This window comes from Paracoccus fontiphilus (assembly GCF_017356265.1).
Lineage (GTDB): Bacteria > Pseudomonadota > Alphaproteobacteria > Rhodobacterales > Rhodobacteraceae > Paracoccus > Paracoccus fontiphilus.
Window position 1 is genome coordinate 1 of record NZ_JAFNAW010000079.1, and the last position, 13,529, is coordinate 13,529.

General features: G+C 69.7%; 13 protein-coding genes, 1 tRNA gene and 1 pseudogene. 6 read left to right on the top strand and 9 right to left on the bottom strand.

Annotation, left to right across the window (positions count from 1 at the left end; translation table 11 throughout):
- Positions 1 to 220, top strand: a pseudogene (locus J0F76_RS18070) (nitronate monooxygenase); the annotation flags it as partial.
- On the opposite strand, the gene serB reads toward J0F76_RS18070, so the two are convergent.
- The 4 genes from serB to J0F76_RS18090 are packed head-to-tail and all read right to left on the bottom strand — an operon-like array spanning position 210 to position 3,762.
- Positions 210 to 1,088: a phosphoserine phosphatase SerB gene (gene serB / locus J0F76_RS18075; protein WP_207471623.1), complete on the bottom strand. Its 879-nt coding sequence runs from the start codon at positions 1,086 to 1,088 to the stop codon at positions 210 to 212. The pseudogene J0F76_RS18070 and the gene serB sit on opposite strands and share 11 nt — an antisense overlap.
- 25 nt (positions 1,089 to 1,113) lie before the next feature.
- Positions 1,114 to 1,947 (bottom strand): C40 family peptidase, encoded by an 834-nt coding sequence (locus J0F76_RS18080; RefSeq protein WP_242690384.1) that lies wholly within the window; start codon positions 1,945 to 1,947, stop codon positions 1,114 to 1,116.
- 2 nt (positions 1,948 to 1,949) lie between these two features.
- A complete protein-coding gene (locus J0F76_RS18085; RefSeq protein WP_207471624.1) occupies positions 1,950 to 3,326 on the bottom strand; it encodes a leucyl aminopeptidase family protein in 1,377 nt (458 codons plus the stop codon).
- A 58-nt stretch (positions 3,327 to 3,384) separates the two neighbouring features.
- Complete coding sequence (locus J0F76_RS18090) at positions 3,385 to 3,762, bottom strand: hypothetical protein (RefSeq protein ID WP_207471625.1); 378 nt, start codon at positions 3,760 to 3,762, stop codon at positions 3,385 to 3,387.
- 135 nt (positions 3,763 to 3,897) lie between these two features.
- Between J0F76_RS18090 and J0F76_RS18095 the strand changes: the two genes are divergently transcribed.
- On the top strand, positions 3,898 to 4,545 hold the full coding sequence (locus J0F76_RS18095) for a carbonic anhydrase (protein WP_207471626.1): 648 nt from the start codon (positions 3,898 to 3,900) through the stop codon (positions 4,543 to 4,545).
- Between the two features lie 16 nt (positions 4,546 to 4,561).
- Here J0F76_RS18095 and J0F76_RS18100 read toward each other — a convergent pair whose 3' ends face one another.
- The 5 genes from J0F76_RS18100 to J0F76_RS18120 all read right to left on the bottom strand — a co-directional run bounded on the left by J0F76_RS18100 (position 4,562) and on the right by J0F76_RS18120 (position 9,109).
- Positions 4,562 to 5,161, bottom strand: a complete 600-nt coding sequence (locus J0F76_RS18100) for a VTT domain-containing protein (RefSeq protein ID WP_207471627.1) — start codon at positions 5,159 to 5,161, stop codon at positions 4,562 to 4,564.
- 5 nt (positions 5,162 to 5,166) lie between these two features.
- Positions 5,167 to 6,189, bottom strand: a complete 1,023-nt coding sequence (locus J0F76_RS18105) for an aspartate-semialdehyde dehydrogenase (RefSeq protein WP_207471632.1) — start codon at positions 6,187 to 6,189, stop codon at positions 5,167 to 5,169.
- A gap of 73 nt (positions 6,190 to 6,262) precedes the next feature.
- Positions 6,263 to 6,877 (bottom strand): glycosyltransferase family 29 protein, encoded by a 615-nt coding sequence (locus J0F76_RS18110; RefSeq protein ID WP_207471634.1) that lies wholly within the window; start codon positions 6,875 to 6,877, stop codon positions 6,263 to 6,265.
- Complete coding sequence (locus J0F76_RS18115) at positions 6,874 to 7,923, bottom strand: glycosyltransferase family 4 protein (protein ID WP_207471636.1); 1,050 nt, start codon at positions 7,921 to 7,923, stop codon at positions 6,874 to 6,876. Before J0F76_RS18115 ends, J0F76_RS18110 begins: the two co-directional genes overlap by 4 nt.
- A complete protein-coding gene (locus tag J0F76_RS18120; RefSeq protein WP_207471638.1) occupies positions 7,916 to 9,109 on the bottom strand; it encodes an MFS transporter in 1,194 nt (397 codons plus the stop codon). Before J0F76_RS18120 ends, J0F76_RS18115 begins: the two co-directional genes overlap by 8 nt.
- A 145-nt stretch (positions 9,110 to 9,254) precedes the next feature.
- Here J0F76_RS18120 and leuB point away from each other — a divergent pair, with 145 nt between their 5' ends.
- The 4 genes from leuB to J0F76_RS18140 all read left to right on the top strand — a co-directional run.
- Positions 9,255 to 10,379, top strand: coding sequence for a 3-isopropylmalate dehydrogenase (leuB, locus tag J0F76_RS18125; protein WP_207471640.1), 1,125 nt, complete (start codon positions 9,255 to 9,257; stop codon positions 10,377 to 10,379).
- Positions 10,379 to 11,338 carry a DMT family transporter gene (locus tag J0F76_RS18130; RefSeq protein ID WP_207471642.1) on the top strand — a complete coding sequence of 320 codons (960 nt, stop codon included), beginning with the start codon at positions 10,379 to 10,381 and terminating at the stop codon, positions 11,336 to 11,338. The genes leuB and J0F76_RS18130 overlap by 1 nt, the downstream gene beginning before the upstream one ends.
- A gap of 48 nt (positions 11,339 to 11,386) precedes the next feature.
- Positions 11,387 to 11,463 (top strand) — tRNA-Pro (locus tag J0F76_RS18135).
- A gap of 275 nt (positions 11,464 to 11,738) precedes the next feature.
- Positions 11,739 to 13,529 (top strand): PHA/PHB synthase family protein (locus tag J0F76_RS18140; protein ID WP_341351620.1); only part of this gene is annotated, 1,791 nt, incomplete at its 3' end.

The window sequence follows — 13,529 nt, forward strand, 5'->3', positions numbered from 1 at the left end:
CATCTCGGGGCGGCCGGCGCGGTGCCTCTGCAACGACTTCACCGCCATCGACGGGGCGGGCGCGGCCGATTACCCGGTGGCCTATGACATCGGCAAGGCGCTGAACGCGGCCGCGCTGGCGCAGGGCCATGCCGGATACGGCGCCTTCTGGGCGGGAACAGGGGCCGCCGACAGCGTTGCCCGGCCTGCCGCCGACACGGTGCTGGCGATCAGCCCGTGACGAAATCCGCGATGCCGTAGCCCTGAAGATACAGCAGCGCAGTCAGGTCGCCATGGTTGATGCGGACGGGCGCCTGGGCCGCGACCGACGGCTTGGCGTGCAGCGCCACCCCGGTCCCTGCCAGTTGGATCATGCCCAGGTCGTTCGCGCCGTCGCCCACCGCGATCACGTCGGCAGGGGTCAGGCCGCGCGCGGCGGCGATCTCCTCCAGCGCCTCGACCTTGGCCTCGCGGCCCAGGATGGGGGTGCCCACAAGACCCGTCAGCAGCCCGTTCTCGGCCAGCAGGGTATTGGCGCGGTGTTCGTCAAAGCCCAGACGGTCGGCGATGGATTCGGTAAAGGCGGTGAAGCCGCCCGAGACCAGCGCCGCATAGCCGCCGTTCGCGCGCATCGTCGCCACCAGTTCCGCCCCGCCCGAGGCCAGCGTGATGCGAGAGGCCAGGACGTCCGCGATCACGCTGTCCTGCAGGCCCGCCAGCAGCCCGACGCGTTCGGTCAGGGCGCCATGAAAATCCAGTTCGCCGTTCATGGCGCGCGCGGTGATGTCCGCCACGCGGGGGCCGACGCCCGCGACATGGGCCAGTTCGTCGATGCATTCCTGCCCGATCATGGTCGAATCCATGTCGGCCAGCAGGATCGCCTTGCGCCGCCCTTCGGCGGGCTGGATGGCGAGGTCCAGCGTCTGCTGCTGCAGCTCGGCCCAGGCGGCGTCGAAATCCGCGGGCTTTGCCTCCAGGTCGAACTCGGCCGCCACATGGGGGTTCAGCCAGCGCAGCGGCCCGCCCTTCCAGCGGTCCGCCAGGTCGCGGGCCACCGCCTCGGTCAGGTTGGCGCGCAGGGGCGATGCGATCAGCGAAACGGTGAACATGGCCGGAAACTCCTTCGGCGGCGGTCTAGGCCAAAGCGGCGGCCTGCGCCAGAGGCGGGCGGCGGATGCCAAGGAACGCAGTGCCGTCCGCCTCGATCCGGGCGCGGGCCTCGGGGATCGGCTCGGCGATCACCGACATGGTCCAGGCGGTGGCGTGGATCATCCGGTCGGGCGACATGGCCATGGCGACATGGCCGGGCCAGAACAAAAGGTCGCCGCGGCGGATGTCGTCCACGGCGGGAAAGGCGTCGCGCTGCAGGTCGCTGTCGCCGGGGCAGGAGATGTCGCAGGCCGTCAGCGCCGCCTGCACCAGGCCCGAGCAGTCGATGCCCCACCGGCTGTTGCCGCCCCACAGGTAAGGCGTTCCCGACAGGCTTTCCGCCACGGGCACTGGGTCGCTGGCCGGCCCGTCGCCGACATGCTGCACCGGCACGAAGCCGCCGGTCGCCAGACGGGCGAAGCGCCCCTCGATGCCCGCGACCGACAGGCGCGCGCCCAGCGACAGGCTGGCGGCTTCGCGCTGCTTCATGTCAGGGGCGGGATAGACATGGGTGGCGGGCGCCGTCACCCGGTACGTGACGGGCAGCAAGTCATGGCCCAGCGCGGCGGCGGGCAGCCAGCCGCAATAGCCGTCAAGCGCGGCCTGCACGAAGCACCAGGCGCCCCGCGTCTCGATCACCGTGACGTCGGCGCCGAAGTTCACTTGCCGGTCGCGGCGGCCGTCGGGCGTGGCCGTCAGGTCGGCCAGCGGCACCGTCAGCCGCGCGGGATGGCCGGGCGTATAGGCGGGCCGTTCGATGACACCGCACAGGCTTTCCAGGGCCACGCGGTCGGTCGTCGGGGTGAGGCGGCGGTCCAGCGTCACGACTCGTTCCCCGGCAGGATTTCGGGCAATGCCGCCAGGATGGCGCGCGCGCCCTGGCCTACGCCGCCCTTGGGGCGGCCCGGCGCCATGACCGGCTGCCAGCCATAGATGTCCATGTGGATGTAACGACCGGCGCCCTGGGCGAAGCGGCGCAGGAACAGCGCGGCGGTGATCGACCCGGCCATGCCGCCGGACGGCGCGTTGTCCAGATCCGCGATCTGCGGTTCGATCTGCGATTCGTAGCCGTCCCAGAAGGGCATCCGCCACAAGGGATCGCGCACCGCCATGGCCGCGCGGGACAGGGCGTCCGCCGTGGCATCGTCGTCGCAATAGAAGGGCGGCAGGTCGGGCCCAAGCGCCACCCGCGCGGCCCCCGTCAGGGTCGCCAGCGAGATCATTATGTCGGGCGCCTCCTCGGCCCCCAGCGCCAGGGCATCGGCCAGGATCAGGCGACCCTCGGCATCGGTGTTGTTCACCTCGACCGTCAGGCCCTTGCGGCTGGTCAGCACGTCGCCGGGCCGGAAGGACGCGGCCGCCACGCTGTTTTCCACCACCGGCAGCAGCACCCGCAGTTGCAGGCGGTCGGCGGCGCCGGTCATCGCCAGCATCTTCAGAAGGCCCAGCGCCGTGGCGGCCCCGCCCATGTCCTTCTTCATCAGCAGCATCGAGGCCGAGGGCTTGATGTCCAGCCCGCCCGTGTCGAAGCAGACGCCCTTGCCGACCACCGTCAGGCGCGGGCCGGAATCGCCCAGCCGGATGTCGATCAGCCGCGGCGCCCCTTCGGCCGCGCGGCCCACGGCATGGATCATCGGCAGGTTGGCGTCCAGCAGGTCGGCCCCGGCGGTCACCGTCACGGCGGCGCCGATCTCGGACACCAGGGCGCGGGCGGCGGCTTCCAGGGCGTCCGGCCCCATGTTGTTGGCGGGGGTGTTGATCAGGTCGCGGGTCAGGAACTCGCCCGCCGCAAGCGCGCGGACACGGGCGGCATCGACGCCCTCGGGGCAGGTGAACTGCGGGCCGGCGTAGGGGCTGCCCTTGTAGCGGGTGAAGCGGTACTGGCCCAGCAGCAGGGCCAGCGCGGCCTCGGCCGGGTCGATGCCTTCGGGAAGGATCGGGCGCCAGGTGCCTGCCGGCAGGGCCGCGGCATGGGCCAGAAGAAAGCGCTGCCGGTTGGCCGCCGCCCGGTCGCCCAGTCCCAGCAAGGCCCCCGCCAACCCGCCCGAGGGGTTCGGCAGCAGGCAGATCTCTCCCGGCTTGGCGGAAAAGCCGCTGGCGGCGGGCCAGGGGCCTGCCTGGTCGGCCAGGGGGTCGCCCTTCCACACCGCCCAAAGCGGCAGCGCATCGGCGGATGGGGGGGCGAAGTCGGGGATCATGGGGCTGGTCCTTGTCTGTCCGACGGCCAGACTACAACCTGCGCATCCGCCCGCAAGACTAGCCAAGCCCGCCACGATCCCAGATCGCCGTCAGCGAGCGGTTGCCCACCCGCATCAGCCGGGCATGGATGGCGCCGATGGCGACCGGGTCGCGCCTTTCCGCGCAGCCGCCCAGATCCATCGCCACGCCCGCCAGCGACAAAAGCCCGATCTGCCAGGCAAGCCGCGCCAGCAGGTCGCATTGGCGCACGGCCTCGGCCAGGTCGGTGTCGCGGATGGCGCGGTCGGCGGCGGTCAGGGCCCCCGCCAGTTGTTCCAGCGCCAGCCCGATGACGTTCTGCGCCGCCGTTTCGCCCAGTTCGGTCACGATATCGCCCACGCGGCGGGAATCCACCCGAACCGGTTCCGAGACGGCCAATGCCGTGATCTGTGCCATCTGCCTTACCTCTCGCACGTCAAGTCCCGCCACCATGGGGCCTTGCCGTGAAGAAAGGCTTGCCGCCGCCTCAAGAAATCGCTCGAATTTGTCTCAATCACGCCCTATCAACCGGCGGGACAAGAGAGGTGAGACATGCATAACATCCGCCCCCTGCCGCAATACCTGGTGGGCCGCTTCCACGGCTGGCGCGCCACGTCCTATTCCGAGAACAGCGCCTGGTACCGCCGTCTGGCGACGGACGGGCAGCGCCCGCGCGCCATGGTGATTTCCTGCTGCGACAGCCGCGTCCATGTCACCAGCATCTTCGGCGCGGATTCCGGGGAATTCTTCATCCACCGCAACATCGCGAACCTGGTGCCGCCCTATGCGCCCGACGGGTTGCAGCACGGCACCTCGGCCGCGGTGGAATACGCGGTGCAGGCGCTGAAGGTCGCGCATCTGATCGTGGTGGGCCACACCAGTTGCGGCGGCGTCGCGGGCTGCCATGCAATGTGTTCGGGCCATGCCCCCGAGCTTGAGGAAAAGACCAGTTTCGTCGGCCGCTGGATGGATGTCCTGCGCCCCGGCTATGACCGGGTTAAGGATCTGCCCGAGGGCCAGCAGATCGCCGCGCTGGAACGCGAGGCGGTGCTGGTGTCGATCGAGAACCTGATGACCTTCCCGTTCGTGAAGGAAGCCGTCGAATCCGGGCAGATGTCGCTGCACGGCCTGGTCCACGACATCAGCGAGGGCACGCTGGTTCAGGCCAGCGACGGCGGCAGGGCCTGGGTGGAGGTCTGAAGGGGCGCCCGGCGCCTCAGGCGTCGGGCTTCCAGCGGATCACGCGCCAGACATACAGCGCGACGATGCCCAGCACGACGGCGGTGGACAGCGGGTCGATCCAGTGTTCGACCTGTTCATACCGGTCTTCCAGCAGGTAGCCCGCCAGCGCCAGCCCGCCCGACCAGATGAAGCTGCCAAGCGCGGTGAACAGCAGGAACTGCCCCTGCGGCATCCGCTCGATCCCGGCGGGAATCGAGATCAGCGTGCGCACCGTGGGGATGAAGCGGCCAAAGAACACGACCGCGCGGCCATGGCGGCGGAACCAGCCTTCAGCTGCCGCGAATTCGGACAGGGTCAGGGTCAGCCAGCGGCCATGGCGGGTGATCAGGCGGCGCAGCCGGTGTGCGCCGAAGGCGCGGCCCGCCAGATACCACAGATAGGCGCCGGCCAGCGACCCCAGGCCTCCGGCCAGGATCGCCAGCCACAGGGGCGTGCCGCCACGCGCGGCGTTGAAGCCCGCCAGCGGCATGATCAGTTCCGACGGGATCGGCGGAAAGACATTTTCCAGCAGCATCAGGGCGGCGATGGCCAAGGCCCCGCCGCTGTCGAGAAAACCCGCGATCCAGTCGAACACCGAGGTCAGCCCTTTTTCAGGACGCGGTTGCCCAGCAGCTCGGCGATCTGCACCGCGTTCAGCGCCGCGCCCTTGCGCAGGTTGTCGCTGACGCACCACAGGTTCAGGCCGTTTTCCACGGTCACATCCTGGCGGATGCGGCTGACGAAGGTGGCGAAGTCGCCCACGCACTCGACCGGCGTGGTGTAGCCGCCCGGCTCGCGCTTGTCGACGACCAGGATGCCCGGCGCCTCGCGCAGGATGTCGCGGGCCTCGTCCTCGTCCAGGAAATCCTCGAACTCGATGTTGATCGATTCGGAATGGCCGACAAAGACCGGGACGCGTACGCAGGTCGCCGTGACCTTGATGGACGGGTCGAGGATCTTCTTCGTCTCGGCCGTCATCTTCCATTCTTCCTTGGTGTCGCCACTATCAAGGAAAACGTCGATCTGCGGGATCACGTTGAAGGCGATCTGCTTCTGGAACTTCTTGGCCGCGACCTCCTGGCCCGGCACGTACATGCCCTTGGTCTGGTCCCACAGCTCGTCCATGCCTTCCTTGCCGGCGCCGGACACGGACTGGTAGGTGCTGACGACGACGCGCTTGATGCGGGCGCGGTCATGCAGCGGCTTCAGCGCCACCACCATCTGCGCGGTCGAGCAGTTGGGGTTCGCGATGATGTTCTTCTTGCTGTAACCGTGGACCGCGTCCGGGTTCACTTCCGGCACGATCAGCGGGATGTCCGGGTCGTAGCGATACAGCGAGGAGTTGTCGATCACCACGCAGCCCGCCGCGGCGGCGCGGGGCGCATGGACCTTGGTCGCATCCGAGCCGATGGCGAACAGCGCGATGTCCCAGCCGGTGAAGTCGAACTGCTCGATGTCCTTCACCTTGATGGTCTTGTCGCCAAAGCTGACCTCGGTGCCCTGCGACCGGCGCGAGGCCAGCGCGGCAATCTCATCCACGGGGAACTGGCGTTCATCCAGGATGTTCAGCATTTCGCGGCCCACGTTTCCGGTGGCGCCTGCGACGACGACTTTGTACCCCATCTCCTTGGGACTCCTTTTCTGGCGGTCGGGTGCGTTTAGCGCATGGGGGGGTGCAAGGGAAGGGGAAAGGGGGTCATGCAAGGCGCAGGCGCCCATCCGTCCTTTCCAGATCCGCGACCCAGGCGGCCTCGGCGCCGAAATCATGCGGCACCTGGGCTGCGGTGCGGCTGCCCGACAGGCTCTGGCTGGCGAAGAAGTCGAAGCCGTGCAGCGTCAGCCGGGACAGGCGCGACCGCAGCAGAAGGTCGATCATCATCGCCCCCGTCGTGGGCGGGGCGGCAAGGCGGCCCTTCAGCGCGTGATAGTCGGGCAGAGGATGGAGGTAGAAGCCGGGGCTTGTCGCCGTCCGCCAGTCCAGCCGCTTGCGCTTGGGCGACATCCACAAGGTGCGCGCGGGCGACAGGCGGGCGCGGTCGGCATCGGGCAGGCGCACGGCCAGGGCCAGCCAGTCGGTGCGCGTGCCGTGGCTGTCCGGGGCGGGCATGGGCGCGCGGTTGATGCGGATCACCAGGTCGGCCCCGTCGATGGCCGCGCCCTGCCTGCCCGTGGCCAGCGACCGGGCGTTGCCGATCAGCGCAACGGTTCTGCCCTCGAGATCGGCCAGAAGGTTGCCCTGCGGGACGGACATGGCCTGCAGCGCCCCTTCGTCGCGCAGCAGGCGGGCGGTGTAGAACCCCAGCTTGTTCATGGGCGCGCCAGAAGGTCGTGGTAAAGGGCGACCAGGGCGCGAGCCTCGCCCTCGATGGCGTGGCTGGCCTCGACATGGGCGCGGGCATCGCGGCCCGCCTGCCGGCGCGCGGCATCGTCGTCCAGCCAGCGGCGCAGGGCCTCGGTCAGGGTGTCAAGGTCATCGGCCGGGACAAGGCTGCCGGTGACGCCGTCGCGGATCAGCGTCTCGTAGGCGCCGACGCGGGCGGCGACGGTCGGCACGCCGCAGGCCATGGCTTCCAGCGGGGTCAGGCCGAAGCCCTCCCATCGGGCGGGGGCGGCGAACAGGTCAAGCGCCTGGTAGTGGCGCACCACCTGGTCCCAAGGCAGTTCGCCCAGGAAGCGGATGCGGTTTTCCAGACCCGCCGCGCGGATCTCGGCCAGCAGGCCGTCGGCGAAGGCGCGGTTGTCGGGGGTGATGCGGCCGGTAAGGACGATCTGCGCGCGCGGGCGGTCAGGCAAGAGGCGCAGCCCGGCGCGGACCAGCAGATCCACGCCCTTCTGCGCCCGCACCCGGCCGAAGCAGCCGATCAGCACGGCATCGGGATCAAGGCTAAGCGCGCGGCGCAGCGCGGCCCGGTCCCCGGCCGGATGGAAGACCCCCGTATCCACCCCGTGCATCACGACCGTCGCAGGCCGGTCCAGATAGCTGGCGGCCTTGTCCGAGGTCGCGACAAGCGCGTCCTGCTGCCGGATCAGCCATTTGGTGAAGCCGGTATGGCGGCGCTGCGCGGCGGAGGTGAACATCAGCCGGTATTTCCGCCGCAGCACCCGGCGCAGGATCAGGCCCAGCGCCATTTCCGTGTTGCGCCGCGCGTGCCAGACCCGCCAGCGGTCGCGCGGCATCAGGACGGCGCGGGCCAGCGGGATATGGGGAACCTCGGGCGGCAGGCCGGGGCCGGTGGCGCGGATCGCGATCATGCGCGCCTGCACCGGGATCAGCCGGACCACGGTGGCGGTGACGCCCGACAACCGGCGCTTGAGGTTCGGGGCGATGACCAGCGGGCCAGGGGTGGGGTCAGGCATGGCGGTTCTCGGCGCTGAACAGGTAGAAGGCCAGCCCTACAGCCAACGGCACCAGGAAGAACAGGAAGATGTGGCCATAGGCCTCGGCCGCCGGGTGGCTGGCCTGCGCCGACAGGTAGACCGGCCGCGACAGGAACTGCATGATCCCCACCCCCGAGATCGAGACCATGTTCATGAAGGTGATCCCGCGTCCGACCAGGTGGTGGGGCAGGAAGGCGCGGCCGTGCGACATGATCAGCGAATAGGAACTGTCCGAGATGCAGACCATGACCAGCAGCGCGCCCGACAGCAGCAGGCTTTCGCCCGACCCCAGCCACAGCCCCGCCAGCACCAGGCACAGCAGCAGCGTGTTGGCGACCGAGGTGCGCTTGTCCGACCCCATGACCCGCACGATCCAGCCCACCGACAGGTTCGCCGCGACCATCGCCAGGCCCATGCCCAGCGTCACCCAGCCGATCAGGTAGTCGCCCGCGCCATAGACCTCGGACAGGAAGGGTCCGGCCCACAGCCCCCGGATGCAGGCCGAGGCGGCATAGGTCACGCCAAGCAGCGGCAGGATCAGCCGCAGTTCCCGCACGGCCAGCAGGTCGCGCAGCCGCGCCGGGCGCCCCTGGCCCCCGGGCTTGTCGGGGTTGCGGACCAGCGCCAGGATCGCCAGCGACACCAGCAGCGTCACCACCGCCAGCCCGGCCAGCGAGGCGCGCCAGCCGATCCCGTTGATGACCCAGACCAGCGGCGCGGCGCCCAGCATGTTGCCCAGCGATCCGATGCCCACCACGGCGCCGCCCGCCGCGCTCATGGATGCGGGCGGCAGGGTGCGGGCGAAGATGTAGAAGCTGCCCATCATCACCGGCGCGCAGCCGATGCCCAGCAGCGCCATCGCCAGGTGGATGTGCCAGGGGGCTTGGGCCAAGGCGAAGACCAGCGCGCCGCCGCAACCGCCAAGGCCCAGCAGCGCCGCCACCGTTTCGCGCGGGCCAAAGCGGTCCAGCGCCCAGCCCACGGGGATCTGCACGGCGGCGAAGGCGATGTACCAAAGCCCCGAGGACAGCGCGAGATCCGCCGGTCCCGCCCCCAGCTCCGCCCCCAGCGTGGGCGACAGCACCGCCAGGAAGGCGCGGTAGAACTGGCTCAGCGTATAGCCAAGGACAAGGGACATCAGTCCCGGCGACATGATCCAGCGCATTCCACCCCTCCGTTGCGGCGGCAGGCTGCGCCAAGGGCGCGCCGGGCGCAAGGCATGGCGGGCAGGAACGCGGCCCAACTTGACCCGCCCCGGCGGGGGGGCTAGCACCGGATGCGATGCCGCGACCCAAGGACCCGGAGGAACCATGTCCGACAGCTATTCGCTTCTCATCCTGCCCGGCGACGGGATCGGCCCCGAGGTCATGGCCGAGGTGGTGAAGGTCATCGACTGGTTCGGCGCCAATCGCGGCATGTCCTTCGACATCATGCACGGCCTTGTCGGCGGCTCGTCCTATGACGCGCATGGCACGCCCCTGACGGACGAGACGATGGCCCAGGCCCAGGCGGTCGACGCGGTGCTGCTGGGCGCGGTCGGCGGTCCGAAATACGACAATCTCGATTTCAGCGTGAAGCCCGAACGCGGGCTGCTGCGGCTGCGCAAGGAAATGGACCTGTACGCCAACCTGCGCCCCGCGCAATGCTTCGACGCGCTGGCCGATTTTTCCTCGCTCAAGCGCGAGGTGGTGGCGGGCCTCGACATCCTGATCGTGCGCGAGCTCACCTCGGGCGTCTATTTCGGCGAACCGCGCGGCATCCATTCCGACGACAACAACCCCGACAACGAGGGCGGTCGCGTCGGCATCAACACCCAGCGCTATACCAGCGGAGAGATCCGGCGGGTGGCCCGTTCCGCCTTCGAACTGGCGCGGCGGCGGTCGAACCGGGTCTGCTCGATGGAGAAGGCCAACGTGATGGAATCCGGCATCCTCTGGCGCGAGGAGGTGCAGTGGGTCCATGACAACGAATACCCGGATGTCGAGCTGTCGCACATGTATGCCGACAACGGCGCGATGCAGCTTGTGCGCCGTCCCAGCCAGTTCGACGTGATCGTGACCGACAACCTGTTCGGCGACATCCTGTCGGACGCGGCGGCGATGCTGACGGGCAGCCTGGGGATGCTGCCCTCGGCCAGCCTGGGGGCGTCCATGGCGAACGGGCGGCCCAAGGCGCTGTACGAACCCGTCCACGGCAGCGCGCCCGACATCGCCGGTCAAGGCAAGGCCAACCCGATCGCCTGCATCCTGTCCTTTGCCATGGCGCTGCGCTATTCCTTCGACCAGGGCGACGCGGCGGCGGATCTGGAACGCGCGGTCGAGCAGGTGCTGGCGGACGGCGTGCGCACCGCCGACCTGATGGGCCCCGAGGGCGGCACCCCGGTTTCCACCTCCGAGATGGGCGACCGCATCATCGCCGCGCTGTCCAAGGGCTGATGGAGACCGCGTCCAACGTTCGCGGCGCGGTCCTGGCCCTGCTGGCCATGGGCCTCTACGCGACGCATGACGTGGTCATTAAGACGCTGGGGGCGCAGTATCCTGCGCTCCAGGTGCTGTTCTTCTCGTCATTGCTGTCATTCCCGCTGGTGATGCTGGTCATCATGCGCGATCCGACGCCCGGCACGCTGCGGCCTGCCAATCCCGGCTGGGTCGCGCTACGCACGGTGGTGGGCGTCGTGGCGGGAATGGGCAGCTTCTTCGCCTTCTCGCAACTGCCGCTGGCGCAGGTTTACGCGATCCTGTTCTCGGCGCCGCTTCTGGTCACGATCCTGTCGATCCCGATCCTGGGCGAACGGGTCGGGCCGCACCGCTGGGGCGCGGTGGTGGCAGGGCTGATCGGCGTTCTGATCGTGCTGCGCCCCGGCGCGCAGGCCTTGGAACTGGGCCATGCGGCCGCCCTGGCCGCGGCCATGGGGTCCGCCACGACCGCCGTGGTGCTGCGCAAGCTGGGCCGGGCCGAACGCCCGCTGGTGCTGCTGATGTGGCCGATGCTGGGCAACTTCGTGGCGACCGGCGCCTCGCTGGCGCTGGACTATCGGCCGATGGAGCTGCCGCACCTGGCGCTTGCCGGCCTGATCGCCTGCCTGGGACTGGTCGCGGGCTTCCTGCTGATCCTGGCCTATCGCGCCGGAGAGGCGGCGATCGTGGCCCCCATGCAGTATTCGCAGATCCTCTGGGCCACTGCCTATGGCTGGATCTTCTTCGGCGAGGTGCTGGACCTGCCGACGGTCCTGGGCGCGACCGTCATCATCGGCTCGGGCATCTACATCGTCTGGCGCGAAGGGCGGGGCGGCAATTCCGCCAACCGCCCGGTGATCGCATCCCGCATCCGCGCCGAAACGGTGACCGCGCCCCGCACCTCGCTTCTGCAAAGAATATGGCCGCCGCGCCCCTGACGGGGCTTGCATTCGGCGCCGCCCCGCGCTACCTGCCCCATCTACGGTCGGAGCGTAGCGCAGCCTGGTAGCGCACCTGCTTCGGGAGCAGGGGGTCGGAGGTTCGAATCCTCTCGCTCCGACCAGTAGATGTCCTGACGAGCGGCAGACGGTTCCGCATCGCCGGTCAGACACCTTGCCCTTTCAAACGTGACTGATGCGGCCTCGCGGGCCGGGCGATGATTTCCGAGGGCGCCTGCGCCGTGTCCCGGGCTTTCGGCGCATCGTCTCGGGCAGAAGGGTGCCCTGGGGATCGCCGCTCCGGGTGGATGGCCGGTTCGGCGTCCCGGGCCGGGGCGCGGACGACCGGCTGGCCTGCAGGATCGCCCCGTCGGGGTCTTGCCCGGCAGTGCCATGCGTCTTGCGGCCGGATGCCGCGCTGCGTCCGAATGTCGCGCCCGGCCAGCCGGGGCGCGCGGGCGGGGCGGTTGACGAGGCGGGGCGGTATGGCCCACCCTCGCGCCGCGACACCTGCCACGAGACCGCGATGATCCCGTCCGCCCCGTTGCCCGATGCCGATCAGGACAGCAGCCTCGGCCTTGCGGCCTTCCACGCCATGGACCGGATGCGGGAGGCCCTTGGCGGGCAGATGACGGGCGGCGTGTCGCCCGGATCGCTTGCCCTTGCGGGCTATGACTGGGCGTTCCACCTGGCATCGGCGCCGGGCAAGCGGGCGGAACTGTTGTGGAAGGCCGCGCGCAAGACCGGGCGGCTGATGACCTGGCTGATGTCCTCGACCATGGATCCCGGCGCGCCGCCGGCCATCCGGCCCTTGCCGGGCGACAACCGCTTTCGCCACGACGGCTGGCAGCGGCAGCCGTTTTCCACGATGGCGCAGGCCTTCCTGCTGGGGCAGCAATGGCTGCACAACGTGACGCACGAGGTCCCGGGGATGATGAAGCATCACGAGGATGTCGTGTCCTTCGCCGCGAAGCAGTGGCTGGACATGGTCTCGCCCTCGAACAACCCCTGGACCAACCCCGAGGTTCTGGCCCGCACCGTGGAAACGGCGGGCATGAACCTGTGGCAGGGCTGGCGCAACTGGGCCGAGGACGTGGCGCGGCTGATGAACCGCCAGCCGCCCGCCGGGGCCGAGGCCTTCATTCCGGGCGAAACGGTCGCGGTGACGCCGGGCAAGGTGGTCTTCCGCAACCACCTGATCGAATTGATCCAGTACGCGCTCGCCACCGGGACGGTACGGCCTGAACCCGTGCTGATCGTGCCCGCCTGGATCATGAAGTACTACATCCTCGACCTGTCGCCCCGGAACTCGCTGGTGCGCTGGCTGGTGGGACAGGGCTTCACCGTGTTCGCGATCTCGTGGCGCAATCCGGATGCCGGCGACCGCGACCTGACCCTGGAGGACTATCGCAGGCAGGGCGTCATGGCGGCGCTGGAGGCGGTGGCGGCGATCGTTCCGGGGGAAAGGGTCCATGCCGCGGGCTATTGCCTGGGCGGGACGCTGCTGGCCATTGCGGCCGCGGCGATGGGGCAGGGGGCCGGGGACCGGCTGGCCTCGCTGTCGCTGCTGGCGGCGCAGGTCGATTTCACCGAGCCGGGCGAACTGGCGCTGTTCATCGACGCCAGCCAGATGCATTTCCTGGACAGCATGATGTGGAACCGGGGCTATCTGTCGGCCGACCAGATGGCAGGCGCGTTCCAGTTGCTGCGGTCGAACGACCTGGTCTGGTCGCGGCTTGTCCATGACTACCTCATGGGGCAGCGCAGTCCCATGACCGATCTGGCGGCCTGGAACGCCGACACCACCCGGATGCCCTGGCGGATGCACGCGGAATACCTGCAGCGCCTGTATCTGGACAACGAACTGGCCGCCGGGCGCTTCATGGTCGAAGGCCGCCCCGTCGCCCTGCAGAACATCCGCATCCCGGTCTTCGCGGTCGGCACCGAGCGCGACCACGTCGCCCCCTGGACATCGGTCTACAAGATCCACCAGTTCACCGATACCGAGATCACCTTTGTCCTGACCTCGGGCGGGCACAATGCCGGGATCGTCAGCGAGCCGGGACATCCGCGCCGCCACTTCCGGATCGGCACCCGGCCCGGGGACGGGGCGCTGCTGCCGGCGTCCGACTGGCGGGCCGCGCACGAGGCCGCCGCTGGATCGTGGTGGCCCGCCTGGGCCGGCTGGCTG

Bases quoted from the DNA above. Each gene is read 5' to 3' on its own strand.
- serB (WP_207471623.1), bottom strand. From the start codon at position 1,088: ATGTTCACCGTTTCGCTGATCGCATCGCCCCTGCGCGCCAACCTGACC.
- J0F76_RS18085 (WP_207471624.1), bottom strand. From the start codon at position 3,326: ATGATCCCCGACTTCGCCCCCCCATCCGCCGATGCGCTGCCGCTTTGG.
- J0F76_RS18090 (WP_207471625.1), bottom strand. From the start codon at position 3,762: ATGGCACAGATCACGGCATTGGCCGTCTCGGAACCGGTTCGGGTGGAT.
- J0F76_RS18095 (WP_207471626.1), top strand. From the start codon at position 3,898: ATGCATAACATCCGCCCCCTGCCGCAATACCTGGTGGGCCGCTTCCAC.
- J0F76_RS18105 (WP_207471632.1), bottom strand. From the start codon at position 6,189: ATGGGGTACAAAGTCGTCGTCGCAGGCGCCACCGGAAACGTGGGCCGC.
- J0F76_RS18110 (WP_207471634.1), bottom strand. From the start codon at position 6,877: ATGAACAAGCTGGGGTTCTACACCGCCCGCCTGCTGCGCGACGAAGGG.
- J0F76_RS18115 (WP_207471636.1), bottom strand. From the start codon at position 7,923: ATGCCTGACCCCACCCCTGGCCCGCTGGTCATCGCCCCGAACCTCAAG.
- J0F76_RS18120 (WP_207471638.1), bottom strand. From the start codon at position 9,109: ATGCGCTGGATCATGTCGCCGGGACTGATGTCCCTTGTCCTTGGCTAT.
- leuB (WP_207471640.1), top strand. From the start codon at position 9,255: ATGTCCGACAGCTATTCGCTTCTCATCCTGCCCGGCGACGGGATCGGC.
- J0F76_RS18130 (WP_207471642.1), top strand. From the start codon at position 10,379: ATGGAGACCGCGTCCAACGTTCGCGGCGCGGTCCTGGCCCTGCTGGCC.